This is a genomic window from Rhodococcus sp. JS3073 (assembly GCF_026810085.1).
GTDB classification, from domain to species: Bacteria; Actinomycetota; Actinomycetes; order Mycobacteriales; family Mycobacteriaceae; genus Rhodococcus_F; species Rhodococcus_F wratislaviensis.
Genome location: NZ_CP113951.1, coordinates 1,546,287 through 1,569,337, shown reverse-complemented (window position 1 = coordinate 1,569,337; position 23,051 = coordinate 1,546,287). Strand labels below are relative to the sequence as shown.

Sequence of the window (23,051 nt, the reverse complement as noted above, 5' to 3'; positions counted from 1 at the left end):
AGCATTCGTTTCCGCATCCAGCTTGGAGATCCCTCGATGACCGCTGTGCCCGGTACCGACGTCAACACGGCCCCCCTCGCCGAACTCGACCCCGAAGTCGCCCAGGCCATGGCAGGTGAGCTGGCCCGTCAGCGCGACACGCTGGAGATGATCGCCTCGGAGAACTTCGTTCCCCGCGCGGTCCTCCAGGCGCAGGGCAGCGTCCTCACCAACAAGTACGCCGAGGGATACCCGGGTCGCCGCTACTACGGCGGTTGCGAGCACGTCGACGTCATCGAGGACCTCGCCCGCGCCCGCGCGAAGGAACTGTTCGGCGCCGACTTCGCGAACGTCCAGCCGCACTCCGGCGCACAGGCCAACGCGGCGGTCCTGATGGCCCTGATGAACCCCGGCGAGAAGCTCCTCGGCCTCGACCTGGCGCACGGCGGCCACCTCACGCACGGCATGAAGCTGAACTTCTCCGGCAAGCTCTACGACGTCGAGTCGTACGGGGTCAGCAAGGAAGACCACCGCATCGACATGGACGAGGTCCGCAAGATCGCCGTCGCCGCGCAGCCGAAGGTCATCGTCGCCGGCTGGTCCGCGTACCCGCGTCACGAGGACTTCGCCGCGTTCCGTTCGATCGCCGACGAGGTCGGCGCGTACCTGTGGGTCGACATGGCGCACTTCGCGGGCCTGGTGGCGGCCGGGCTGCACCCGTCGCCCGTTCCCTACGCCGACGTCGTGTCCAGCACCGTTCACAAGACGCTCGGCGGGCCGCGCTCCGGCCTGATCCTCGCCAAGCAGGAGTGGGCGAAGAAGCTCAACTCCGCCGTCTTCCCCGGCCAGCAGGGCGGGCCGCTGATGCACGCCATCGCCGCCAAGGCCGTCTCCTTGAAGATCGCGGGCACCGAGGAGTTCAAGGACCGCCAGCAGCGCACCTTGACGGGCGCGAAGATCCTCGCCGAGCGTCTGACCGGCGCGGATGTCGTCGACAAGGGTGTCAGCGTTCTCACAGGCGGCACCGACGTGCACCTCGTGCTCGTCGACCTGCGCAACTCGCAGCTCGACGGCCAGCAGGGTGAGGACCTTCTCCACGAGGTCGGCATCACCGTCAACCGCAATGCGGTGCCGTTCGACCCGCGCCCGCCGATGGTCACGTCCGGCCTGCGGATCGGCACGGCGGCGCTCGCGTCGCGTGGGTTCGGGGACGAGCAGTTCACCGAGGTCGCCGACATCATCGGCACCGCGCTCGCCGGATCGTCCGACGTCGAGACGCTGAAGTCCCGCGTGTCGAAGCTCGCCGCCGACTTCCCGCTGTACGAGGGTCTCGAGGACTGGCGCCTGATCTAGGCGGCTCCGCCGCCCGTGCGTGGCCTGCGAGTGCAGGGACTCGTTAACCACGCACGGGCGCCGCAGGCGCCTCCACGTAACTTGATGTTCACCGACACGCCCGCCGCTCGCACGGCCGTCCGGCGTGTTTGGCAGTACCGTCGGGGGTAACAGGCAGCGGGGAAGTTGCTTGTACGGGAGGTCCTGATCGTGGCTGACACACTCAGTGCGAGGGGGCCGGCGCCCGGCCCTCGTGTGGTGACACACCAGGGACGGACCGGTCCAGCGAACCGAGTTTGCGTGGGTGCCACGCAGACCTAGGAGCCAACGTGACTGCTTCACGCTCCGTCTCAGCCCGCGTCGGACGTTCGTCCGCCGCCCCCAGGAAATCGTCGGATTCTGCAGTTCGTACGTTCGTACTCGACACCTCCGTACTGCTGTCCGATCCCTGGGCCGTCACCAGGTTCGCCGAGCACCGTGTGGTGCTTCCCCTCGTCGTGATCAGCGAGCTCGAAGGGAAGCGGCACCACCACGAGTTGGGATGGTTCGCAAGAGAATCGCTGCGCATGCTCGACGACCTCCGTCTGGAATACGGTCGTCTCGACCAGCCCGTGCCGATCGGCACCGAGGGCGGCACCCTGCAGGTCGAGCTGAACCACACCGACCCGTCGGTTCTCCCGGTCGGATTCCGCACGGACAGTAACGATTCGAGGATTCTGGCCTGCGCACTGAATCTGGAGGCCGAGGGTGGCGACGTCGTCCTGGTCAGCAAGGACATCCCGCTGCGGGTGAAGGCTGGTGCGGTGGGACTTCCCGCCGACGAATACCACGCCCACGACGTCGTTCCGTCGGGTTGGACGGGTATGACCGAACTGGACGTGGCGTCCTCGTCGATCGACGAACTGTTCTCCGAGGGTGTCGTCGACCTGGAGGAGGCCCGGGAGCTTCCGTGCCACACGGGCATTCGGCTGCTGGGCGGTTCGTCGAGCGCGCTGGGCCGCGTGAACGCCGAGAAGCGGGTGCAGTTGGTGCGGGGGGAGCGTGAGGCCTTCGGTCTGCACGGACGTTCGGCCGAGCAGCGGATCGCCCTGGACATCCTGCTGGACGACAGTGTCGGCATCGTGTCGCTGGGCGGCAAGGCGGGCACCGGCAAGTCGGCGCTGGCGTTGACGGCGGGGCTGGAGGCGGTGCTCGAGCGTCGTACCCAGCGGAAAGTCGTTGTCTTCCGGCCGCTCTACGCGGTGGGCGGGCAGGAACTCGGCTACCTGCCGGGTAGTGAGAGCGAGAAGATGGGCCCGTGGGCCCAGGCCGTCTTCGACACTCTCGACGGCCTCGCCAGCACCGAGGTGATGGACGAGGTGATCAGCCGCGGCATGCTGGAAGTGTTGCCACTCACGCATATTCGCGGACGGTCACTGCACGATTCGTTCGTGATCGTGGACGAGGCGCAGTCGCTGGAACGCAACGTGCTGCTCACGGTGCTCTCCCGCCTCGGCACCGGCTCCCGGGTGATCCTCACCCACGACGTCGCGCAGCGCGACAACCTGAGGGTAGGACGTCACGACGGTGTGGCCGCGGTGATCGAGAAGCTCAAGGGGCATCCGCTGTTCGCGCACATCACGTTGACGCGCAGTGAGCGTTCGCCGATCGCGGCGCTCGTGACGGAGATGCTGGAGGAGTTCGGGCCGACGCCGTAGGCGACTGCCCCACAGCGTGTTCCGCCCGATGTCGCACGGTCCGTGCGACATCGGGCGGAAACGTCAGAAGGCGCGCACGATCCCTTTGAGCGTGCCCCACAGGAAGTCCCGGCTGCTGAAGTAGTCGCGCCAGACGGCGATCTTGCCGTCCTTCATCTCGAACGTGCCGCACACCCAGAATTCGCTGCGCAGCCGCTTGTAGATCAGGACGTCCGTGCGTTCGGTCAGCACGGCCGTTCCGTCGCCGGCGATGTGGTGCAGACGCACGTCGAATCCGACACCGGGGCGGCTCATTCCGCGGAGAATCCGCATGACGGCGCCGAGTCCGCGGATCTTGGGCAGGGACACGTTGTGCCACACGATGTCCTGGTGCAGATACTGCTGCGCGGCGTCCGGGTCGCCGGCGACGAGCGCATCCAGGAATGCCCGGACCACCTGGACGTCTGCCGTGTCGGTTCGAGCGGTTCCCGTGGGTGCGTGCGAGTTCGTGCTCATGGTCTTCTTCCCGTCGATGTGTCGGCTCAGCGGGCGAATGTCCCGCGGCCTTCCGTGTCGTAGTACTCGAGTGTGACGTTGTTGCCGGCGAACGTGGCCTTCGAGATGGTTCCGGGCGGGGCGTTCTCACCGCGGGGTGTGAAGGTGAAGGTGTCGCCGTCCCAGTGGGTGAGTGGGAAGGTCTGCCCGGCGGGCCCGAGCTGGAGCGTCAGCGCGCCGTTGCTCTCGGTGACGACGGCGGGGCCCCAGTACGGGTTGCCGTAGGTGCCCACGTAGGTCGGGAGGGGTTGCGGCGGTGCCGGGTTCGCGGGGGCCGTCTGGCCGACGAGACTGCCCTCGGGCTCGTCCATCGGCGCGATGGCCTGCCGGTACAGTGACCTCCAGTCCTCGCGGATCTCCCCGAACTGCACGAGGTCGGCGAACTCGGCGGTGAGGGACTCGGGGATGCCGATGGGCGACCCGTTGGTCAGGGCGACGATGGCGACGTCGGCGGACGGTATCGCGACGAAGTTCGTCGCCACCCCGAGCTGGAACCCGCCGGAGTGGCTGAGGGAGACCCGCCCTGCCGGGGTGGTCGAGACGTTGAACCCGTACCCGTACGACCCCGGCCGGCTGTCCATCGACCGCGGTGGGCTGGACACCATCTGAGGACTGACCGCGGGGAGCAGCGCTTCGGGGGACACGATCTCCTTGCCCTCGAACGTTCCGTCGGCCAGCAGCATCGCCAGCCATTTGCCCATGTCGTTGACGGACGAGCTCACTCCGCCTGCGGGGGACTGGGCGTCGGGGTCGCGCACCGCATCGGCGACGTACTTGCCGTCGACGAGTTGATGCGCGACTGCCCGGTCGCTGCGGGCCTGATAGTCGGCGAATCGAGAACTCGTGGACGACATCCCCAGCGGCTGGTAGATCGTCTGCTCGGACAGTGTCGCCCAGTCCGTCCCGGACGCCGCCGCGACAGCCTCCGCCGCCGCGGTGAGGCCGAAGTTGGTGTACTCGTAGGTGATCCGGAACGGGTTCAGCGGTTCGAGCCGGAGCTTGTCGAGCACCTGCTGCTGGTTGTACCCCAGGTCCTCGAGCAGATCGCCGGCATGATCGGGCAACCCCGACCGGTGCGAGTACAGATCACCCACCGTGACGTGCTCGGTGACCCACGGGTCGGCGAGCGCGAAACCGGGCAACTTCGACACCACGGGAGTGTCCCAGCCGATTGCGCCGGCATCGACCTGATGGGCGACCACCGTGGACCCCACCGGCTTCGACATCGACGCCAGCTGAAAGACGGTGTCGGCGTCCACCTTCTGATCGGTGCCCGCCTCGCGCACCCCGAACCCCTTCGCGTAGACGGTCTGCCCACCGTGGACGACGGCGACCGCCATACCCGGAAGTCCGGAACTCTCCATCAACTCGTTCGCGAGGTCGTCGAGACGGCCCACGGCGTCGTCGATCTGACCGTCCGGGATGTCGACGCCCGCGACAGTGCCCGGGTTCGGCGGCTGGGAAGACTCCGAGGTGGGGGTTGCGCCGGACGTCGCGGCGGACCCGGAGTCGTCGGTGTCGGAGCCACAACCCGTCACGAGTGACCCGCCGAGCGCGAGAGCCGACAGGAGGATCGTCAGGTTCCGATGTCTGCGCATTGGTGATCCTCTGCTCGGGCCCGGGGAACACTGCCAGCCTAACGACTGCAAGTCCATGACCTGGCCGTTTTCGTCACAACGCCGGCGTTGTTCCCGTCGAATTCACCGGTGGTCGACCCGGCGCCGGGTCGCGGACGCTACGGTGTGCGGATGCCGATTGAAAAGAATGACTCGCAGCTGCTCAGTGAGCTGGCCCCGGTGGTGGACGAGAACCTCACACGTCACATCGCCGAGGCGGACGGCTGGCAGCCGCACGATCTGGTTCCCTGGGACCAGGGCAAGAACTTTGCGTTCATGGGTGGAACGGATTGGTCGGCAGATCAGTCGACGCTGAGCGACGTCGAGGCGCTCGCGCTGACCGTGGGTGTGCTGGTGGCGGACAACGTCCCCGCGTACCACCGGGAGATCGCCAAGCACCTCGCCCTGGTGGGCCCGTGGTGGCGCTGGGTGGGTCGCTGGACCGCGGAGGAGAACCGGCACTCCATCGTGCTGCGGAACTACCTGATGGTGACGCGCGCCGTCGATCCCGTCGCCCTCGAGCGCGCCCGGATGGACGAGATGGTCCGCGGGTACGCGATGCCGCCGATGCACCTGCTCGAGATGCTCGCGAACTCCGCGTTCGAGGAGAAGGCCGCGGCAGTGCGTCATCACAATACGGCAGCGCTCGGCGAGGACGCGCTGGTGGCCGTGATCGCCGAGCGGCTGGCCACGGACGACGAACTTCAGTCGCTGTTCTACCGGAACATCGTCGAGGCCGCGTTCGAGCTGGTACCCGATCAGACGATGCGGGCCATCGCGTCGCGGATCGCCGCGTTCGACGTGCCGAGCGTGGCACTGCCCGGCGGAACCGACAGCACCGCAGTGCTCGCCGAGGCCGGCATCTACGACCCCGCCCAGCAGGGGGAGAAGGTCTTCGCCCCGCTGCTCCGCTCGTGGAACATCGCCGGGCGCGCCGATCTCGGCCCGGAGGGCGAGAAGGCCCGCGACGAGCTGTCCGCGCTGCTGTAGGACTTCTGCGCGAGAGGGCCCGCACTCCGGCGAGTGCGGGCCCTCTCCGTCGGCAGGGTCAGTCCTTCACCTTCGCCATCGCCAGCACGTCGAGACGCTTGTCGAGTTCTTCCTCGCTCAGCTTGTCGCCGATCAGACCACGGTCGACGACGGTCTCGCGGATGGTCTTCTTCTCCTTCAGCGCCTGCTTGGCGACGGCCGCGGCCTCCTCGTATCCGATCGCGGAGTTCAGCGGCGTCACGATGGACGGCGACGACTCCGCGAGGGTCTTGAGGTGCTCGGTGTTCGCGACGAGCCCCACGACGCACCGGTCGGCGAACAACCGCGAGACGTTGGCCAGCAACGTCAACGATTCGAGGAGGTTCCGCGCCATCATCGGGATGTAGACGTTGAGCTCGAATGCGCCCGCGGCACCGCCCCAGGCGACCGCGGCATCGTTACCGACCACCTGAGCGGCGACCTGGGTGGCGGCCTCCGGCAACACCGGATTGACCTTGCCGGGCATGATCGAACTGCCGGGCTGCAGGTCGGGGAGGCGGATCTCGCCGAGACCGGTGAGCGGCCCCGACCCCATCCAGCGGATGTCGTTGGCGATCTTGGTCAGGGACACCGCGATCGTGCGCAGCGCACCGGACGCCTCCACCAGGCCGTCCCGCGCCGCCTGCGCCTCGAAACTGTTCTTCGCCGGTGTGAGGGCGTCGACGCCCGTCGCCTTGACCAGTTCGGCGACGACCTTCGGGCCGAATCCGTCGGGGGCGTTGAGTCCCGTTCCGACCGCGGTGCCGCCGATGGGCAGCTCACCGAGCCGGGGCAGGCAGGCGACGACCCGCTCCATCCCCGCCTCCATCTGGCGGGCGTAACCGCCGAACTCCTGGCCGAGGGTCACCGGGACGGCGTCCATGAGGTGGGTGCGGCCCGACTTCACGACGTGCTTCCACTCGGTGGACTTGTCGAGCAGGGCCAGGCGCAGATGGTCGAGGGCGGGGAGGAGGTCCTTCACCGCGGACTCGGTCGCCGCGACGTGCGTCGCGGTGGGAAAGGTGTCGTTGGACGACTGCGACATGTTGACGTCGTCATTGGGATGGACGACCACACCGTTCGCCGCGGCGATCGATGCGATCACCTCGTTGGCGTTCATGTTGGAACTGGTGCCCGAGCCCGTCTGGAAGACGTCGATGGGGAACTGATCGTCGTGCTTGCCCTCGGCGATCTCGCCCGCCGCGGCGATGATCGCGTCCGCCTTCTCGGCGTCGAGGAGGCCGAGGTCCTTGTTGACCTGCGCACAGGCCGCCTTCAATAGACCCATTGCGCGTATCTGGGTGCGCTCGAGACCTCGACCGCTGATCGGGAAGTTCTCGACGGCGCGCTGAGTTTGCGCGCGCCACAGGGCATCCACGGGCACCCGCACCTCGCCCATGGTGTCGTGTTCGATCCGGTACTGCTGCTCGTTGCTCTCGGTCATGCGTCAAACATGCCACTTCTGAGCGCGTCGTGGGGGCGCTCCCCGTACGCCTTTCCGGTAGCCGGAGCTACCGGAAAGGCGCACGGGCAGCGGAGCTGCCTAGAACGTCGGCGGCACGGCGCCGTCCTCGCCCGTGAAGTCCACGGACGAGTACTCGCGCAGCTTCTCGAGACGGTGGTACGCGTCGATCATGCGGACGGTGCCCGACTTCGACCGCATCACGATCGACTGGGTCGAGGCGCCGCCACCGTAGTAGCGGACACCGCGGAGCAGGTCGCCGTCCGTGACACCGGTGGCGCAGAAGAAGACGTTCTCACCGGACACGAGATCTTCGGTGGTGAGCACGCGGTCCAGGTCGTGGCCTGCGTCGATGGCCTTCTGGCGCTCGGCGTCGTCGGTCGGGGCCAGCCGGCCCTGCAGCGATCCACCCATACAGCGCATGGCCGCGGCGGCGATGATGCCCTCGGGCGTGCCACCCGTGCCGAGCAGGATGTCGGTGCCCGACTCCGGACGCGCGGCGGCGATCGCACCCGCGACGTCGCCGTCGGAGATGAGACGGATCCGGGCGCCGGTGTCCCGGACCTCTTCGATCAGCCGGGCGTGCCGGGGACGGTCGAGGATGCAGACCGTCACGTCGGAGGGGGACGCCTTGCGGACCTTCGCGACGCGCTTGATGTTCTCGGCGACGGGCGCTGTGATGTCGATGACATCGGCGGCGTCGGGGCCGACGGCGATCTTCTCCATGTAGAACACGGCGGACGGGTCGAACATTGCGCCGCGCTCGGCGACCGCGAGGACGGAGATGGCGTTCGGCATGCCCTTGGACATCAGAGTGGTGCCGTCGACCGGATCGACGGCGAAGTCGCAGTCGGGTCCGTCGCCGTTGCCGACCTCTTCGCCGTTGAACAGCATCGGGGCTTCGTCCTTCTCGCCCTCGCCGATGACCACGACGCCGCGCATCGAGACCGAGCTCACGAGCTGGCGCATGGCGTCGACGGCGGCGCCGTCGCCACCCTCCTTGTCGCCGCGGCCGACCCAGCGACCGGCAGCCATCGCACCAGCCTCGGTGACTCGGACCAATTCCAGAGCAAGATTTCGGTCCGGGGCCTCGCGGCGACTCGAAGTGGTGCTAGCCGTCATGGGCAGTGCCTCCTGGTGCAGTCACGGTCGACGTTGTACGTCGACGCTGTGTCGGTGGCCGTCGGCCGCCGAGTGTCGGGTGGATCTCGCTGCTGATTCTCCCAGAAAGAAGTGTGACGTGCGCTGCTGGGGCGCGAATCACGGGACCGAGAATCGTTGTTCCGGGACCGACCCTGGATACTGGTGGGCGTGGCATCTGATAAACCCCGCATCCTGCACAACAACCGCGACATGGTGTGGTCGCTCGTACCCCTTGTCCTGTTCTGCGTACTGATCGCGGGTATCGCCAGCCAGTGCACGTTCAGCCCGGGCGGGCCCACCAGTGGCCCGATCCCCAGCTTCGACGTCGACGCGGCGCTGAAGTACGACGCGCAGGACCTTCCGTTCCCGGTACGCAAACCGGAGACGCCGGAGGGCTGGACGCCCAACTCGGGCAGCCGCAGCATCGTCAGCGGCGACGGCGGCGGCGATTCGAGCACCGTCGGATTCATCACCGAAGCCGGCCGCTACATCCAGCTGACGCAGAGCAATGCCGCCGAGACGGTGCTGGTGCCGTTCGTCGCGGGTGGTCCGCGTACCGCGACGGGAACCGAGGACGTCGCAGGTCACAGCTGGATCGTGTACGGCGGGGAGGGTGTCGAGCCGATCTGGGTCTCCGACTTCGGCGACGTCCGGCTCCTCGTGACGGGCAGCGCGTCACCCGAGGCGTTCGAGCAGCTCACCACCGCCGCGGCCGACGCCCCGATCCTCGCCGCCTGACGACCGGGGGAGTGTCAGCCCTCGTCCTCGGCGTGGGCGAGCGCCGTCTCGACGCGCTTGCGCGCCCCGGCGAGGTGCTCCTCGCAGCGTTTGGCCAGGGCCTCGCCCCGCTCCCACAGTGCGAGTGACGCGTCGAGGTCGAGGCCGCCCTGTTCGAGCACCTTGACCACGTCGACGAGTTCGTCGCGCGCCGCCTCGTAGCCGAGCTCGGCGATGTCGGTGTCGTTTCCGGTGGGATTGCTCATGTCCTACTTGTCCTTTCCCATCACCGCGGCACGGATTGCGCCGTCGGCGACTCGAACGCGAATCTGGGTTCCCGGTGGGGCGTCGTCGACCGAACGCAGTACCTCGGGATCGCCGTCGGGCACGATCCGCTGAACCACGGAGTAGCCGCGGGCCAGGGTCGCGGCCGGCCCGAGGGTCGTCAGCCGTGCACGCAGGTGCTCGATCGTGGTGCTCTCCGCGGCGATCGCCCGGCTGATGTCGCGTCGCCCGGCCTCCCGCAGTCGCTCGACCTCGTCCGACCGGTGGTCGAGTGCGCGCAGTGGGTCGGCGAGCACCGGCCGGCTCCGCAGCTGGGAGATCAGGTGCGACTCGCGCTGCACCCAGTTGCGCAGCGCAGCGGCGCTCCGCGACCGCAGTTCGCCGACGAGTGCCTGCTCGGCGACGGCATCCGGTACGACCCGCTTGGCGGCGTCCGTCGGTGTCGCGGCGCGCAGGTCGGCGACGTGATCGCTGAGCGGACTGTCCGGTTCGTGGCCGATGGCGCTGACCACCGGAGTTCGGCAGGCGACGATCGCGCGGCACAGCGTCTCGTCGGAGAACGGCAGCAGATCCTCCACACTGCCGCCGCCGCGCGCGAGGATGATCACGTCGACGTGCGGGTCGGCGTCCAGTTCCTTCAACGCGTCGAGGATCTGCGGAACGGCGGTCGCGCCCTGCACCGGGGTGTTGCGCACCTCGAAGCGCACGGCGGGCCAGCGGCGCTGCGCCACGCTGAGGACGTCGTGCTCGGCGGCGCTGGCGCGGCCGGTGATCAGGCCGATGGTGCCGGGCAGGAACGGCAGCGGACGCTTCAGCCGGGGGTCGAACAAGCCCTCCGCGGCCAGCAGCGCGCGCAACCGCTCGATCCGGGCGAGGAGTTCACCGATCCCGATCGCGCGGATCTCCGTCACGCGCAGCGAGACCGAACCTCGTCCGGTGTAGAACGACAACTTGCCGAACATCACCACCCGGCTGCCCTCGGTGAGCGGGACGGGGGAGTTCTGCAGCAGCTGCGGGGAGCAGGTCACCGACAACGACATGTCGACGGACGGATCCCGCAGCACCAGAAACGCGGTCCGGGTTCCCGGACGCGCGTTGATCTGGGTGATCTGTCCCTCGACCCAGACACTCCCGAGCCGGTCGATCCACTGTGCGACCTTGGCCGACACGGTGCGGACCGGCCAGGGCTGCTCGGCGGTGCTGGGTCCGGTACTGGCTGCGCGGGGCTGTGCGGAGGTCACTTGGCCTTGGCGGAGGTGATGCGGTTGGTCAGCATGGTCTGGAACGGCGCGCGTGCCAGGGTCGCGTTCTCGTAGTCCAGCAGCGTCGTGAGGTCCTCGACGGACAGGCTGCGCAGGCGCGCCCGCAGCTGGGCGAGCGTCAGCGTGCCGTAGTCGAGCACGACGGCGATCTCGGGTTCGGCAACCGTCGGCGCGGAGGTCGCGGCCTTCTTGCCCGCGGGCTTCGCGGGGGCGGCGCCGTTGGTTGCGGCCACGGGAGCAGCCTTCGGAGTCGAGACCTTCTCGGGAGCGCTCTCGTCCTGCGGACTCAGCGAGTACAGGGCGAACCGGCCCGGTCCGGCGGGCCGCTCGTCGGTCGCGCCGTCGGCGCCGGGCGCCGGGTCGGTGTCCTCGTCGAAGACGGCCCAGGCCGGCTGCTCGTCGTCGTGGGTCCAGTGGATCAGTGCGAAAGCCTGGTCGCCCTTGATGGCCAGCGCCGTCATGGACTGCTGAACACGCATCGTGGTCTGCAGTACCTGACTGACCGCGGTCATGGGCAGGGTCGCCGCGGTGGTCGGCAGTCTCCTGGCCTCTTCGACGGCCGTCACGGCGATTCCAGCGGCGACACGCGCCACGAACGGGGGACGAATCATTCCCACAGCCTGCCTGACAACGGCACGTTTGGGTAGCCGACGTGCCCACAGCGTCGACGACTTCGGTGCGACGATGCGCACACTACCCGGCCGAGGCCCCGCGAAAGTGTCGTCCGTCCGGGGTGACCCGTAGTCTGGAACCATGTCTTCGGCTGTTCCACTCAATGTGGGTATCACACGTTCTGCAGATTCGGGGGCGTCGCGCGCCGACGGCGAGAAGCGCGTACTGCTCGCGGAGCCCCGCGGCTACTGCGCCGGCGTGGACCGCGCCGTCGAGACGGTGGAGAAGGCGCTCGAGAAGCACGGCGCCCCGATCTACGTGCGCAAGGAGATCGTCCACAACCGGCACGTCGTCGAGACGCTCACCGATCAGGGTGTCGTCTTCGTCGACGAGACCGACGAGGTTCCGGAGGGTGCGCTGCTTGTGTTCTCCGCCCACGGCGTGTCTCCCGCGGTCCACGAATCGGCCGCGGCGCGCAACCTGCGCACCATCGACGCCACGTGCCCGCTGGTCACGAAGGTCCACCAGGAAGCCAAGCGCTTCGCCCGCGACGACTTCGACATCCTCCTGATCGGCCACGAGGGCCACGAGGAAGTGGAGGGCACAGCCGGCGAGGCCCCCGATCACGTGCAGCTGGTCGACGGACCCGACTCCGTCGACGCCGTGACGGTCCGCGACGAATCGAAGGTCATCTGGTTGTCGCAGACCACGTTGAGCGTCGACGAGACGATGCAGACGGTCGCCCGGCTGCGGGAGCGTTTCCCGAATCTGCAGGACCCGCCGAGTGACGACATCTGCTACGCCACCCAGAACCGTCAGGTCGCGGTCAAGGCGATGGCGCCCGAATGCGACCTCGTCATCGTCGTCGGATCCCGCAACTCCTCGAACTCCGTTCGGCTCGTCGAGGTCGCACTGAATGCGGGCGCGAAGGCGTCGTACCTGGTCGATTACGCACGCGAAGTGGATCCGGCCTGGCTTGACGGGGTCCGGACGGTCGGGATCACCTCCGGAGCGTCGGTGCCGGAGATTTTGGTGCGCGGTGTGATCGATCTGCTCGACGAGCACGGATTCCACGACGTTCAGCCGGTCACCACGGCCAACGAGACGCTGGTCTTCGCACTGCCGCGCGAGCTTCGCGCCGCGCGGCACTGATCGGACCGCTACCGGCGCTGACCCTGCTCTAGCGGGGCTGCTCCGTCTCGAACGGCGGCTCGTAGCGGTCGCGGTAGCGCACCTGCGGAATGGGGTGGGCAGGCACGTCGGGGTTGGGCCGGGGTCGCGGCGTCGTCCGCGGGGGGACCGAACGCGGCGCCTGAGTGGTGCGTGGAGGTGCCGGGCGGGGTGCCTGCGCCGCCCGGTCGACCATCGGTGGTGGGGGCGTGGTGCGTCCGCCCGACGAGGACGAGCGGCGCGGCGGTGGGGTGGCGGCCCGACGCGCCGAGCGGGGATGATCCCGTGCAGCGTCCCTGTCACGCGCCCGTGCACTGTCCTTCTCACGCGCCCGACGCGGCGGTGGAGACTCCTCCGACCCCTCGGCTGCGCGCCGAGGGCGGGCGGCGCGTGGCGTCCGCTGCGCGCGTCGGCGCTCGGAGGTGCGGGCGGGACCGGTCTTACGTTGCTGCAGCAGGAAGAGGCGGAGTCCACCGATCAGCAGGGTCACCACGGTGGCGGCGAGCATCACCGGAAATCGGTTGACCAGCGGATACGCGACGTTGATCGCCAGGTCTTTCAGTGCGGTGCTGTTCTCCTCCGCGATCAGGCTCTGTCCGAGCGGCACCGCGACGAACAGGATCAGCGGTGGCTGGACGATCGCGGTGAACAGCGCCCGATTGCCGGCAGCGGCCACGGCGAGGACACAGCCGAGGAAATAGAACGTGGAGAACGCAGCCGTGAGTTCGGTGCCACGAGCCGCATCGACAGCGAATCCGACAAAGGTGACTCCGACGGCCAGGAGAATGACACCCCACCAGGGGAGACCGGGGACCGTAGGGACAATCGACCGCCTGTCGAGCGGCACCCCAGAGCGAGCACGTTGGGTTGCAGACACACAACGACAGTAGCGGCAACTTGTTAACTAGCCTCGTTGGCGTGACCGGTAGAGCCTGAGAGATCCTCGAGATTTGTGCGTCGCGGCCACGAATCGACGGCGCTGACCTCGGTGACGTCGCCGTCGAACACGTCGAGGTCGTGAAGCTTGCGGGCGGTGACTGTGACCCGGGACTCCATCGACGCGACGGTGAGATTGAACGAGTCGACCGCCTTGCCGAGTTGTGAGCCGAGCCGGTCGAGGTGCGCGCCGACCGTGCCGAGCCGCGAATACAGCTCCCGGCCGAGCTGGTGGATCTTCGCGGCGTCCTGAGACAGCGCCTCCTGACGCCAGGTGTGCGCGATGGTCCGCAGCAACGCGATGAGGGTGGTGGGGGTGGCGAGGATCACGTTCCGCGCGAACGCGTGCTCGAGCAGTCCGGAGTCGGCGGTCAGCGCCGCGTCCAGGAACGGATCACCGGGCACGAACAGCACCACGAACTCCGGCGTCGGGTCGAACGACTCCCAGTACGTCTTGTCGGCCAACTGGTCGACGTGCGTGCGCAGCTGCCGGGCGTGCCGGGAGAGGTACTGTTCGCGGGCCGCCGGATCTTCGGTCTGCGCGGCGTCCAGGTACGCCGCGAACGGGACCTTGGCGTCGACCACGATCTGCTTGCCGCCCGCGAGGTACACGAGCAGATCCGGACGGACACCCTCCTTCGACACCTGGGTGTCGAAGTCGCAGTGCCGGACCATCCCGGCCAGTTCGACCACCCGCTCCAGCTGGATTTCGCCCCACCGGCCCCGGATCTGCGGCGCCCGCAGCGCCGTGACGAGCCTGTTCGTCTGCGTGGACAGCATCTGTGACGTGCGGTGCATGCCCTCGACCTGCTCACTGAGCCCGGCGTATGCGTGAACCCGGTTGCGTTCGACGTGGTCCACCTGATCCGCCAGGGCGCCCACGGCCTCGTGTAGCGGTCCGACAAGTCGCGAGATCTGCTCGCCGATCGCACCCGAGTGGCGGCGCGCGGAATCCTCGCTGACCGCGCCGAGCGACTGCCGCAGCAGGGCCTCGTTCTCGCGCAGCGCGGCGAGCTGTGCCTCCGCTCGCGCCGCCCGATCGCCACTCCGGGCCGCGTGCAGCAGCCACCCGAGGGCGGTGCCCGCGGCCAGCGCCAGAAGCATTCCGAGTGCAGCGAGTGCATTCATGTGGCTCATGGTGCACCGACCCACCGACATGTGGGGCACCGCCCCAGCGACATGTGGGGCACCGCCCCAGCGACACGTCGAATCGCTCGGACGCCACGCGGCCGAGGTGTTCGAGGTTGTCGGCACGGTGCTCTACGGTCTCGAGACATGAGGATCCTGCACACTTCTGACTGGCACATCGGACGCACGTTCCACGGGGTGGACCTGCTCACCGACCAGGCCGATGTGCTCGAGGCGATCGCCGCCCTCGTCGCCGAGCACGGCGTGGACGTCGTCGTCGTTCCCGGAGACGTCTACGACCGGTCGATCCCCAGCGCGGACGCCGTCACCGTGTGTAACCGCGGATTCGAAGCCATCCGGAACGCAGGCGCGGTCATCGTCGCCACGTCCGGCAACCACGACTCCGCCGCGCGGCTCGGGGCGGGTGCCGCCTTCTCTCGTGCGGGCGGGCTGCACCTCATGACGACGGTCGCCGGGATCGGCGCGCCTGTCGTGCTCGAGGACGAGCACGGTCCCGTCGCGTTCTACGGCATTCCCTATCTCGAGCCCGAGATCACCCGTGCGCAACTGGACGTACCGACCGCTCGGTCGCACGCCGAGATCCTCGACGCCGCGATGGACCGGGTCCGCACCGACCTCGACGCGCGGAACGACACCGGTCCGCGCACCAGGTCCGTGGTGCTGGCCCACGCGTTCGTCGTGGGCGCCGAGGCGACCGGGTCGGAGAGATCCATCTCCGTCGGTGGCGTCGAGACGGTGTCGGCCTCGGCGTTCGGCGGGGTCGACTACGTCGCGCTCGGCCACCTCCACTCGCCGCAGACTCTCGCCGAGAACATCCGGTACTCGGGCTCGCCGTTGCCGTACTCGTTCGGTGAGCGCACCCACAGCAAGGCGGTCTACCTGGTGGATCTCGACGCCGACGGACTGCGTGCCGTCGACCGGGTCGACTTACCGGTGGTCCGCGGTCTCCGGCAACTGACGGGGACGGTGCAGGAGTTGCTCGAGGACGACAGTTTCCGCGACGCCGAGGACTGCTACGTGTCGGCGGTGCTCACCGACACGGAACGTCCGGTCGACGCCATGCGCTCACTTCAGACGCGATTCCCGTTCGCCGTTCACCTCGAGTGGCAACGCCCCGACGGCAGCGACGATCTGCGCTACCGCGACAAGGTGCACGGTCGCAGCGATCTGCAGATCACGCGCAGCTTCATCACCGACGTGCGCAGCGAACCGTCGACCGGCGAGATCCGGCTGGTGGAAGCTGCACTCGGCTTCGCCGACCGGGCCGGCGAGGACACCGCCGAGGTCGTCGCGCTGGAACAGACGGCATGAGGCTGCATCGACTCGAGGTCGAAGCCTTCGGGCCGTTCGCAGGATCGGTGGAAGTCGACTTCGATCGGCTCGGCGCGGACGGGCTCTTTCTGCTGCACGGTCATACCGGAGCCGGTAAGACGACGGTCCTCGACGCGGTGGCGTTTGCGCTGTACGGCACGGTGCCCGGGGCGCGGAAGGACGGCAAACGCCTCCTGTCCGACCACGCGCCCGCCGGTTCGGTTCCGACGGTGACGCTCGAGGCGACGATCGCGGGCCGGCATCTGCGACTCGTCCGCAGCCCGGAGTTCGAGCGCCCCAAGCGCCGTGGGTCGGGCACCATCAAGGAGAACGCGAAGGCCACGCTCACCTGGCTGGACGGTCGCGGCGAAAACCTGTCACGGATCCCCGACATCGCCGACGAGGTCGGGCGGCTGATGGGCATGAGCGCCGACCAGTTCTTTCAGGTGGTCCTGCTGCCGCAGGGCGAGTTCGCGAAGTTTCTGCGCGCCGACACCGAGGAACGCGGTCAGCTCTTGGAGAGGCTGTTCGACACCACCCGATTCGGGACGGTGGAGGAATGGTTCCTCGACCGCAGGCGCACCAGCGCCCATGACCTGGACGAGCATCAACGGGCCATCGACGTCCTGCTGGCGAGGGTCGCGACGGCTGCGGGCATCGAAGGCGGCGCCGACGCCGATCCGGTGACCTGGGCCCACAAGCTCGAGGACGAGGCGCGCGAAACCCGCGACCTGGCCGCCGACGACCTGCAGAAAGCCAAGAGTCAGGCGAAGGTGGCTCGTGACGCGCTCACGGAGGCGCGCCGCGTCCTCGAACTGCAGACCCGCCGGCAACGAGCCGAGACGGAACTCGACGCCCACGCCGCGGGTGCCGAGCAGCGGGCGGTCCTCGCCGCCGAACTGGCGGATGCGCGCCGGGCCGAACCGGTCGCGACCGTGGCGCGCGACGCCGACGCCGCCCGCGCCAAGGCCGCGGTCGCCGCGCGGAACGTCGGATCGATCACGGTCGGTCTGCGTTCGACGGTGGGCGGCGCCGATCTGGTGGCGGAGTTGACCTGGCCTCCGACCGCTGACGAACGGGACCACATCCGGTCGAGTATCCGTGCCTGGCGTGACGTGATCGTGCGCCTCGACGGGGCACTCACCGAATCCGTCGCCGCCGACCGGCTCGCCGTCGAACTGGAGCGGCTGCGCGCCCGGCAGGTCGAACTCGCCGAGGCGGGTGACGCTCTGTCCCGGGAGCGGGAACAATTGCCTCTCGCTCTGCGGGAAGCGGAGAAAGCCCTCGACTCGGCGCAAAAGGCCCGCGCCGCACTGCCCGCCCTCGTCGATGCCCGGGACCGGGCAGCCGACGCTGCCTCGGCGGCGGCGGATCTCCGCACCCGCCGCACCGAACGGGATCGACTCGACCGCGGCGTGCTCGATGCCCGGCGAAAGCATCAGGACGCGCGGGAGCACTGGCTCGACCTGCTGCAACGCCGGATCGCGGGCATGGCCGCCGAACTGGCGGGCACGCTCGAGGACGGTGTCCCGTGCCAGGTGTGTGGTTCACCCGAGCACCCGCAGCCCGCCGAACCGTCCGAGCTGTCGGTCACGAAAGCCGACGAGGACAAGGCCCTCGACGCGGAGCAGAAGGCCGCGGCAGCGCTGACGACCGCGACCGAGAAGCTGGGCGCGGTGGAGCGCGCGATAGACGTGCTCGTCCAGCGCGGCGGCGACGGTGACGCGGACGAACTCGCGCAGGCCCTCACCGCCGCGGAGACGGCGGTCGGGGAGGCGACCGCGCTGGGCGGTGAGGTCGAGCGCCGGTCCGCAACACTCACCGAACTGCGGGACCGCGAGGCTCACCTGCAGGAACGGTCGCGGGACGTGGGCGTCGACGCCGCCACCGTCGCCGAGAGGATCGCGGCGAGTACGACACAGCTCGGGGAGATCCGGGCCCGGGTGAGCGAGGCCGCAGGCGACGACCCGAGCGTGGAGGCTCGTCGCGCACGACTCGACGCCCTTTCCGAATCCGCATCCGAGCTGCTCGACGCGCGGGACGCCGGTGCCGCAGCCGAGTCGGCGGCCCGTGAACTCGTGGCCAAGGCCGAAACACTCGCCGGGGACGCCGGATTCGACGGCACCGCCGACGCCGTGACCGCGGTCCGGACGGCCGCCCGCCAGGGTGAGATCGAGGCCGTCCTCGCCGCGGCGCGGGACGCCGAGGTCGGGGCGCGCAGCGTGCTCGACGACCCCGAGGTCGTTGCCGTCGCCGAGGCGGAGCCCGTGGAATTGGCGTCCGTCCAGCACGCGCACGACGTGGCCGCGGAGGTGGTGAACGTCGCCGTCGCGGCCGCATCCGACGCGGAGCGCCGCCTGCTCGATCTGGAACGGTTCGTCGGTCAGCTCGACAAGGCCGCCGAGGCGATTGCGCCGATGCAGGCCGCGCACGAGGAGCTGGCGGCGCTCGCCGAGGTGATCGCGGGCCGTGGCCAGAACGCCAGGAAGATGTCGCTGCGGTCGTATGTGCTGGCGGCCCGGCTGGAAGAGGTGGCGGTCTCGGCATCCGCGCGGCTCGGCCGGATGTCGGCGGGACGTTACGAGTTCGTCCACAGCGACGAGGCCGGTCCGCGGGGCCGCCGCGGTGGTCTGGGGCTGGACATCCGCGACGACTACACCGGGGTGGTGCGTTCGGCCAAGACCCTGTCCGGCGGTGAGTCGTTCCTGGCGTCGCTGTCGCTGGCGCTCGGTCTCGCCGACGTGGTTGCGGCGGAGTCGGGAGGCGTCGTCCTCGACACGATGTTCATCGACGAGGGATTCGGCACCCTCGACGCGGACACCCTCGACTCGGTGATGGGTGTGCTCGACGAGCTTCGTGACGGCGGCCGGGTGGTCGGGATCGTCAGTCACGTCGACGAGATGCGTCAGCGAATCCCGAGCCGGCTGCACGTGATTCGCGGACGCACCGGCTCCACCGTGGAGGTCGTCGCCGGCTGACCGCCGCTCAGTCCGCCTTGGGTGCGACGGCGGCCTGATCGACGGTGACGCCCTCCCGTTCGGCGTCGTCGAGGTCTTCGTTCGCGGCGACGGCGTCGGCGATGTTGCTTTCGGCGCTGTGCTCGTCGATCTGCTCACCGATGTAGCGCACCACCACGGCGGCGACGGCGGCGGCGGGCACCGCGAGGAAGGCGCCGACGATCCCGAACACGGAGCCACCGGCGGTGACGGCCAGCAGAACCACGACGGCGTGCAGTTTCATGCTCTTGCTCTGGAGAACGGGCTGGAGCACGTTGCCCTCGATCTGCTGCACCACGAGGATGATGATCAGCACGATCACCGCGGTGGTGAGACCGTTGGCCACCAACGCGACGAGCACAGCGAGAGCGCCGGCGACGAACGCACCGACGATCGGGATGAAGCCACCGATGAACGTCAGGATCGCGAGGACCGGTGCCAGAGGCACACCGAGAATCAGCAGTCCGGCGCCGATGAAGACGGCGTCGATGAGGCTGACCAGTGCCTGCGTCCTGATGAACCCGCCGAGCGTGTCCCACATGCGTCCCAGCACCACTTCGAGGTGACGGCCGGCGCGGCCGCCGCTGACGGAGTGCAGCCACGGGATGAACCGCGGACCGTCCTTGATGAAGAAGAACGACAGCACCAGCACGAGGCCGAGCGTGATCAGCAGGGAGCTGGCGGTGCTGACCCCGGTGAACACACCGGATGCGATGACCGTTCCACTCTCCTGGACCTTCACGATGATGGTGTGGATGCCCTGGTCGATCTGATCGTCCTGCAGGTTGATCGGCGGACCCTTCAACCAGTCCTGCACCTGGTTGATGCCCTGGGTGGCCTTGTTGGCCAGCTCGGGGGCCTGGCTCACGACGGACGGCACGATGCCCGCGATGATTCCGGCCACGACGGCGATGAACACGACGAGGGACGTCGCGGCGGCCGCCGCCGGTGGGATGCGCCGCCTCGTCATCGCCCGCGTCGGCGGCCACAGCACCGTGCACACCACGACGGCCAGGAGCACGGGGAGGACGATCACCCACAGCTTTTCGATGATCCACCCGAACAACAAGGCACCCAGCGAGATGGCCACGAGGACCAGCGACCATTTGGCCACCCACATCGCACCCACCCCGATGAGATGCCCGCGGTCCGGTTTCGTGACTGTGCTCCCGGACGGCGCCGGGGCTTCCTTCTCCGTCACAGATGGTCCTCCCTCACCGTGTCTGCTCAGCCGATCAGTACTGACAGTACTGGGGGACGCCGGGACGGGTCGGTGAGGTCAGCAGCAGCGGGCACCCGGGTTCGTGTCGGCGTCCGCGTAGCGCGCCTTCCAGTACTCGCGCTCGGTCGGCACCTCGGCGTCCGGATGGTTCCGGCGAAGGTGTTCGACGTATCTGCTGTAGTCGTGGTCGCCCATCAGCGACCCGGTCCACCACCAGGCGGTCCGGACGGCCCCCACGACCCTATTCATCATGGTGATGTGCCCTGTCCGTGTGGGTGTGTGCGGCACCGGGCGCGCGCACGGCGCCCGAAGCGATCAGTTCGTTCCATTCCTTTTCGAGTGCCTTCTCGGCGGCGGTGGGGACGAATCCGGCCGGGGCGAAGATCTTCGACGGTTCCTCGGGCGCTTCGGTGGTCGGCAGTCCACCGGCCCGGAACGCCTTGATGCAGACGAGCGCGCCGGCCACCACGACGACGAGGACGAGTCCGGCGAACACGATGGACAGGGTGCCCTGGATGAACGTGTTGCGGATGACGGCGTCGATGGCCTCCGGGGTCTTGGCCGAACCGAAACTGGTCTTGCCGGCTTCCTTCGCTTCCTTGAACGCGGCGTGCTGGGACCAGTAGCCGACGGAGGTGTTGCCGGAGAAGATTTTCTGCCAGGACGCGGTCATGGTCACGATGAGATCCCAGACGAGGGGGACGCCGGGAATCCATGCCCACTTGAAGAGGCCCTTCTTCATCACGACGGCGAGCACCACGGTGAGGGCGATTGCGGCGAGCAACTGGTTCGCGATGCCGAAGAGCGGGAAGAGGGTGTTGATTCCGCCGAGCGGGTCGGTGACGCCCATCAGGAGGATGGCGCCCCACAGGCCGACGACGGCCAGCGAGCACACCCAGGCTCCGACCCGCCACGACGGATCCTTGAATTTGCGGGCGGGTCCGCCGAAGTTGCCGAGCGAGTCGGACAGCATGAACCGGGCGACACGGGTACCGGCGTCGACGGTGGTGAGGATGAACAGCGCCTCGAACATGATCGCGAAGTGATACCAGAACGCTTTGAGGGCGGCGCCGCCGAGGAACTGGCTGAGCACTTGCGACATGCCGAACGCGAGCGTCGGCGCACCGCCGGTGCGCGAGATGATGGACTCCTCGTCCACGCCCGCCGCCGCCTGCGAGAGGGTGTCCGCGGTGATGTTCGGGCTGGACAGTCCGAGGCTGTTCACATACGCAGCGGCCGTCTCGGGGGTCCCACCGGTGAGGGTGGCCGGCGCGTTGAGCGCGAAGTACAGGTGCTGGTCGATGATGCACGCGGTGACGAGCGCCATGATCGCGACGAACGACTCGGTCAGCATGCCCCCGTAGCCGATCAGGCGGGTCTGCTTCTCCTTCTCCAGCAGTTTGGGGGTGGTGCCGGACGCGATCAGGGCGTGGAAGCCGGACAGCGCGCCGCACGCGATGGTGATGAACAGGAACGGGAACAGCGATCCGGCGAAGGCGGGACCGTTGCCCTGGATCGCGAAGGTGGTGACGTCCGGCATCTGAATGGTGGGTCGTGCGACCAGGATGCCGATGGCGAGCAGGAGGATCGTGCCGATCTTCATGAACGTCGACAGGTAGTCGCGCGGGGCCAGCAGCAGCCACACGGGCAGAACGGATGCGGCGAAACCGTAGGCGATCATCAGCCAGGCGATGGTCACCTTGGAGAGCGTGAACCAGTCGGCGCCCCATCCGGTGTCGGCCACCCAGCCGCCCGACACGATGGCCAGGAGCAGCAGCACGACGCCGATCAGCGACACCTCCGCGACCTTGCCCGGGCGCAGGTACCGCAGGTAGACGCCCATGAACAGGGCGATCGGGATGGTCATGGCGATGGAGAACACACCCCACGGGCTTTCCGCGAGCGCGTTGACGACGACGAGGGCGAGCACCGCGATGAGGATGATCATGATGACGAAGACGCCGATCATGGCGGCGACACCGCCGACGACGCCGAGTTCGTCGCGGGCCATCTGACCGAGGCTGCGTCCGCGGCGTTTCGTCGAGATCCACAGGACGAGGAAGTCCTGGACGGCTCCGGCGAAGACGACGCCGATGATGATCCACAGCGTGCCGGGCAGGTAGCCCATCTGCGCGGCGAGGACGGGGCCGACGAGGGGGCCTGCGCCGGCGATGGCGGCGAAGTGGTGCCCGAACAGCACCCGCCGGTCCGTCGGCATGTAGTCCTTGCCGTTCTCCAGGATCTCGGCGGGGGTGGCCCGGTCGTCACGGGGTTGGACGAGTTTGCGCTCGATCAGCCGCGCGTAGAAGCGGTAGGCGATGAGGTACGTGCAGACGGCGGCCACCACGAACCAGACGGCGTTGATGTTCTCGCCGCGGACGAACGCGATCATCACCCAGGCGATGCCGCCGAGAAGGCCGAGGACGGCGAACGTGATCCGCGCCGCCGGTGAGATGGGGGTGCGGTCCACGACGCCGACCGCTGGCAGGTCCGGATCCGTTTTCAGGTACTCGATCTCGGATTCGGGGGCGGCTCTCAGGGCCATCGCGAACTCCTTCCCAGCGCCCCCGTCGTCATTGTGTGCCAGGGGTGACGCCGTCGACAGTTGCCACATCTTTTG

The 23,051-nt window shown here is 68.7% G+C and carries 19 protein-coding genes; 7 read left to right on the top strand and 12 right to left on the bottom strand.

Annotated features, from left to right (window positions below; all coding sequences use genetic code 11):
• Nucleotides 1-36: 36 nt before the first annotated feature.
• Together glyA and OYT95_RS07345 are read left to right on the top strand one after the other, a co-directional pair.
• Nucleotides 37-1,332: a serine hydroxymethyltransferase gene (glyA, locus tag OYT95_RS07350; protein ID WP_037231507.1), complete on the top strand. Its 1,296-nt coding sequence runs from the start codon at nucleotides 37-39 to the stop codon at nucleotides 1,330-1,332.
• A 308-nt stretch (nucleotides 1,333-1,640) separates the two neighbouring features.
• Nucleotides 1,641-3,008, top strand: a complete 1,368-nt coding sequence (locus OYT95_RS07345; RefSeq protein WP_037231509.1) for a PhoH family protein — start codon at nucleotides 1,641-1,643, stop codon at nucleotides 3,006-3,008.
• A 63-nt stretch (nucleotides 3,009-3,071) separates the two neighbouring features.
• Here the strand turns inward: OYT95_RS07345 and OYT95_RS07340 are convergent, their stop codons facing one another.
• Nucleotides 3,072-3,503, bottom strand: a complete 432-nt coding sequence (locus OYT95_RS07340; protein ID WP_011597956.1) for a limonene-1,2-epoxide hydrolase family protein — start codon at nucleotides 3,501-3,503, stop codon at nucleotides 3,072-3,074.
• A 26-nt stretch (nucleotides 3,504-3,529) separates the two neighbouring features.
• On the bottom strand, nucleotides 3,530-5,140 hold the full coding sequence (locus tag OYT95_RS07335; protein ID WP_268791074.1) for a serine hydrolase: 1,611 nt from the start codon (nucleotides 5,138-5,140) through the stop codon (nucleotides 3,530-3,532).
• A 150-nt stretch (nucleotides 5,141-5,290) separates the two neighbouring features.
• Between OYT95_RS07335 and OYT95_RS07330 the strand changes: the two genes are divergently transcribed.
• Nucleotides 5,291-6,148 carry an acyl-ACP desaturase gene (locus tag OYT95_RS07330; RefSeq protein ID WP_112299149.1) on the top strand — a complete coding sequence of 286 codons (858 nt, stop codon included), beginning with the start codon at nucleotides 5,291-5,293 and terminating at the stop codon, nucleotides 6,146-6,148.
• A 58-nt stretch (nucleotides 6,149-6,206) separates the two neighbouring features.
• Here the strand turns inward: OYT95_RS07330 and OYT95_RS07325 are convergent, their stop codons facing one another.
• On the bottom strand, nucleotides 6,207-7,610 hold the full coding sequence (locus OYT95_RS07325; protein ID WP_037231515.1) for a class II fumarate hydratase: 1,404 nt from the start codon (nucleotides 7,608-7,610) through the stop codon (nucleotides 6,207-6,209).
• Nucleotides 7,611-7,709: 99 nt separating this feature from the next.
• Nucleotides 7,710-8,750, bottom strand: coding sequence for a class II fructose-bisphosphatase (gene glpX / locus OYT95_RS07320; protein WP_037231517.1), 1,041 nt, complete (start codon nucleotides 8,748-8,750; stop codon nucleotides 7,710-7,712).
• Between the two features lie 189 nt (nucleotides 8,751-8,939).
• Here glpX and OYT95_RS07315 point away from each other — a divergent pair, with 189 nt between their 5' ends.
• Nucleotides 8,940-9,509 carry a DUF4245 domain-containing protein gene (locus OYT95_RS07315; RefSeq protein ID WP_037231519.1) on the top strand — a complete coding sequence of 190 codons (570 nt, stop codon included), beginning with the start codon at nucleotides 8,940-8,942 and terminating at the stop codon, nucleotides 9,507-9,509.
• A gap of 14 nt (nucleotides 9,510-9,523) precedes the next feature.
• Here OYT95_RS07315 and OYT95_RS07310 read toward each other — a convergent pair whose 3' ends face one another.
• From OYT95_RS07310 to OYT95_RS07300, 3 genes are read right to left on the bottom strand one after another with little or no spacing between them, the layout of a single operon-like run.
• Nucleotides 9,524-9,754 carry an exodeoxyribonuclease VII small subunit gene (locus tag OYT95_RS07310; protein ID WP_015889667.1) on the bottom strand — a complete coding sequence of 77 codons (231 nt, stop codon included), beginning with the start codon at nucleotides 9,752-9,754 and terminating at the stop codon, nucleotides 9,524-9,526.
• Between the two features lie 3 nt (nucleotides 9,755-9,757).
• A complete protein-coding gene (gene xseA / locus OYT95_RS07305) occupies nucleotides 9,758-11,014 on the bottom strand; it encodes an exodeoxyribonuclease VII large subunit (protein ID WP_005253706.1) in 1,257 nt (418 codons plus the stop codon).
• Nucleotides 11,011-11,646, bottom strand: a complete 636-nt coding sequence (locus OYT95_RS07300) for a lipid droplet-associated protein (protein WP_037231692.1) — start codon at nucleotides 11,644-11,646, stop codon at nucleotides 11,011-11,013. The genes xseA and OYT95_RS07300 overlap by 4 nt, the downstream gene beginning before the upstream one ends.
• Before the next feature lie 142 nt (nucleotides 11,647-11,788).
• Between OYT95_RS07300 and OYT95_RS07295 the strand changes: the two genes are divergently transcribed.
• A complete protein-coding gene (locus tag OYT95_RS07295) occupies nucleotides 11,789-12,799 on the top strand; it encodes a 4-hydroxy-3-methylbut-2-enyl diphosphate reductase (protein ID WP_037231523.1) in 1,011 nt (336 codons plus the stop codon).
• A 28-nt stretch (nucleotides 12,800-12,827) separates the two neighbouring features.
• Here the strand turns inward: OYT95_RS07295 and OYT95_RS07290 are convergent, their stop codons facing one another.
• Nucleotides 12,828-13,694: a DUF6542 domain-containing protein gene (locus OYT95_RS07290; protein ID WP_268791073.1), complete on the bottom strand. Its 867-nt coding sequence runs from the start codon at nucleotides 13,692-13,694 to the stop codon at nucleotides 12,828-12,830.
• Between the two features lie 23 nt (nucleotides 13,695-13,717).
• Nucleotides 13,718-14,881 carry a DNA recombination protein RmuC gene (locus OYT95_RS07285; protein ID WP_268791072.1) on the bottom strand — a complete coding sequence of 388 codons (1,164 nt, stop codon included), beginning with the start codon at nucleotides 14,879-14,881 and terminating at the stop codon, nucleotides 13,718-13,720.
• A gap of 147 nt (nucleotides 14,882-15,028) precedes the next feature.
• On the opposite strand from OYT95_RS07285, the gene OYT95_RS07280 reads away from it, so the two are divergent.
• Both OYT95_RS07280 and OYT95_RS07275 read left to right on the top strand, forming a co-directional pair.
• Nucleotides 15,029-16,213, top strand: coding sequence for an exonuclease SbcCD subunit D (locus OYT95_RS07280; RefSeq protein ID WP_128639253.1), 1,185 nt, complete (start codon nucleotides 15,029-15,031; stop codon nucleotides 16,211-16,213).
• The gene (locus tag OYT95_RS07275) at nucleotides 16,210-19,191 is read left to right on the top strand and encodes an AAA family ATPase (RefSeq protein ID WP_268791071.1); all 2,982 of its coding nucleotides are present in this window, start codon (nucleotides 16,210-16,212) and stop codon (nucleotides 19,189-19,191) included. The genes OYT95_RS07280 and OYT95_RS07275 overlap by 4 nt, the downstream gene beginning before the upstream one ends.
• A 7-nt stretch (nucleotides 19,192-19,198) precedes the next feature.
• On the opposite strand, the gene OYT95_RS07270 is transcribed toward OYT95_RS07275, so the two are convergent.
• The 3 genes from OYT95_RS07270 to OYT95_RS07260 all read right to left on the bottom strand — a co-directional run bounded on the left by OYT95_RS07270 (nucleotide 19,199) and on the right by OYT95_RS07260 (nucleotide 22,976).
• Nucleotides 19,199-20,410, bottom strand: a complete 1,212-nt coding sequence (locus OYT95_RS07270; RefSeq protein WP_037231535.1) for an AI-2E family transporter — start codon at nucleotides 20,408-20,410, stop codon at nucleotides 19,199-19,201.
• A gap of 78 nt (nucleotides 20,411-20,488) precedes the next feature.
• The gene (locus tag OYT95_RS07265; RefSeq protein WP_037231693.1) at nucleotides 20,489-20,680 is read right to left on the bottom strand and encodes a YbdD/YjiX family protein; all 192 of its coding nucleotides are present in this window, start codon (nucleotides 20,678-20,680) and stop codon (nucleotides 20,489-20,491) included.
• Nucleotides 20,673-22,976 (bottom strand): carbon starvation CstA family protein, encoded by a 2,304-nt coding sequence (locus OYT95_RS07260; RefSeq protein WP_037231695.1) that lies wholly within the window; start codon nucleotides 22,974-22,976, stop codon nucleotides 20,673-20,675. The genes OYT95_RS07265 and OYT95_RS07260 overlap by 8 nt, the downstream gene beginning before the upstream one ends.
• Nucleotides 22,977-23,051 lie beyond the last annotated feature (75 nt).

What these genes read in the sequence shown, in the direction of transcription:
- glyA (WP_037231507.1), top strand. Translation starts at nt 37, where the DNA reads ATGACCGCTGTGCCCGGTACCGACGTCAACACGGCCCCCCTCGCCGAA.
- OYT95_RS07340 (WP_011597956.1), bottom strand. Translation starts at nt 3,503, where the DNA reads ATGAGCACGAACTCGCACGCACCCACGGGAACCGCTCGAACCGACACG.
- OYT95_RS07335 (WP_268791074.1), bottom strand. Translation starts at nt 5,140, where the DNA reads ATGCGCAGACATCGGAACCTGACGATCCTCCTGTCGGCTCTCGCGCTC.
- OYT95_RS07330 (WP_112299149.1), top strand. Translation starts at nt 5,291, where the DNA reads ATGCCGATTGAAAAGAATGACTCGCAGCTGCTCAGTGAGCTGGCCCCG.
- OYT95_RS07325 (WP_037231515.1), bottom strand. Translation starts at nt 7,610, where the DNA reads ATGACCGAGAGCAACGAGCAGCAGTACCGGATCGAACACGACACCATG.
- glpX (WP_037231517.1), bottom strand. Translation starts at nt 8,750, where the DNA reads ATGACGGCTAGCACCACTTCGAGTCGCCGCGAGGCCCCGGACCGAAAT.
- OYT95_RS07310 (WP_015889667.1), bottom strand. Translation starts at nt 9,754, where the DNA reads ATGAGCAATCCCACCGGAAACGACACCGACATCGCCGAGCTCGGCTAC.
- OYT95_RS07300 (WP_037231692.1), bottom strand. Translation starts at nt 11,646, where the DNA reads ATGATTCGTCCCCCGTTCGTGGCGCGTGTCGCCGCTGGAATCGCCGTG.
- OYT95_RS07295 (WP_037231523.1), top strand. Translation starts at nt 11,789, where the DNA reads ATGTCTTCGGCTGTTCCACTCAATGTGGGTATCACACGTTCTGCAGAT.
- OYT95_RS07285 (WP_268791072.1), bottom strand. Translation starts at nt 14,881, where the DNA reads ATGAATGCACTCGCTGCACTCGGAATGCTTCTGGCGCTGGCCGCGGGC.
- OYT95_RS07280 (WP_128639253.1), top strand. Translation starts at nt 15,029, where the DNA reads ATGAGGATCCTGCACACTTCTGACTGGCACATCGGACGCACGTTCCAC.
- OYT95_RS07275 (WP_268791071.1), top strand. Translation starts at nt 16,210, where the DNA reads ATGAGGCTGCATCGACTCGAGGTCGAAGCCTTCGGGCCGTTCGCAGGA.
- OYT95_RS07265 (WP_037231693.1), bottom strand. Translation starts at nt 20,680, where the DNA reads ATGAATAGGGTCGTGGGGGCCGTCCGGACCGCCTGGTGGTGGACCGGG.
- OYT95_RS07260 (WP_037231695.1), bottom strand. Translation starts at nt 22,976, where the DNA reads ATGGCCCTGAGAGCCGCCCCCGAATCCGAGATCGAGTACCTGAAAACG.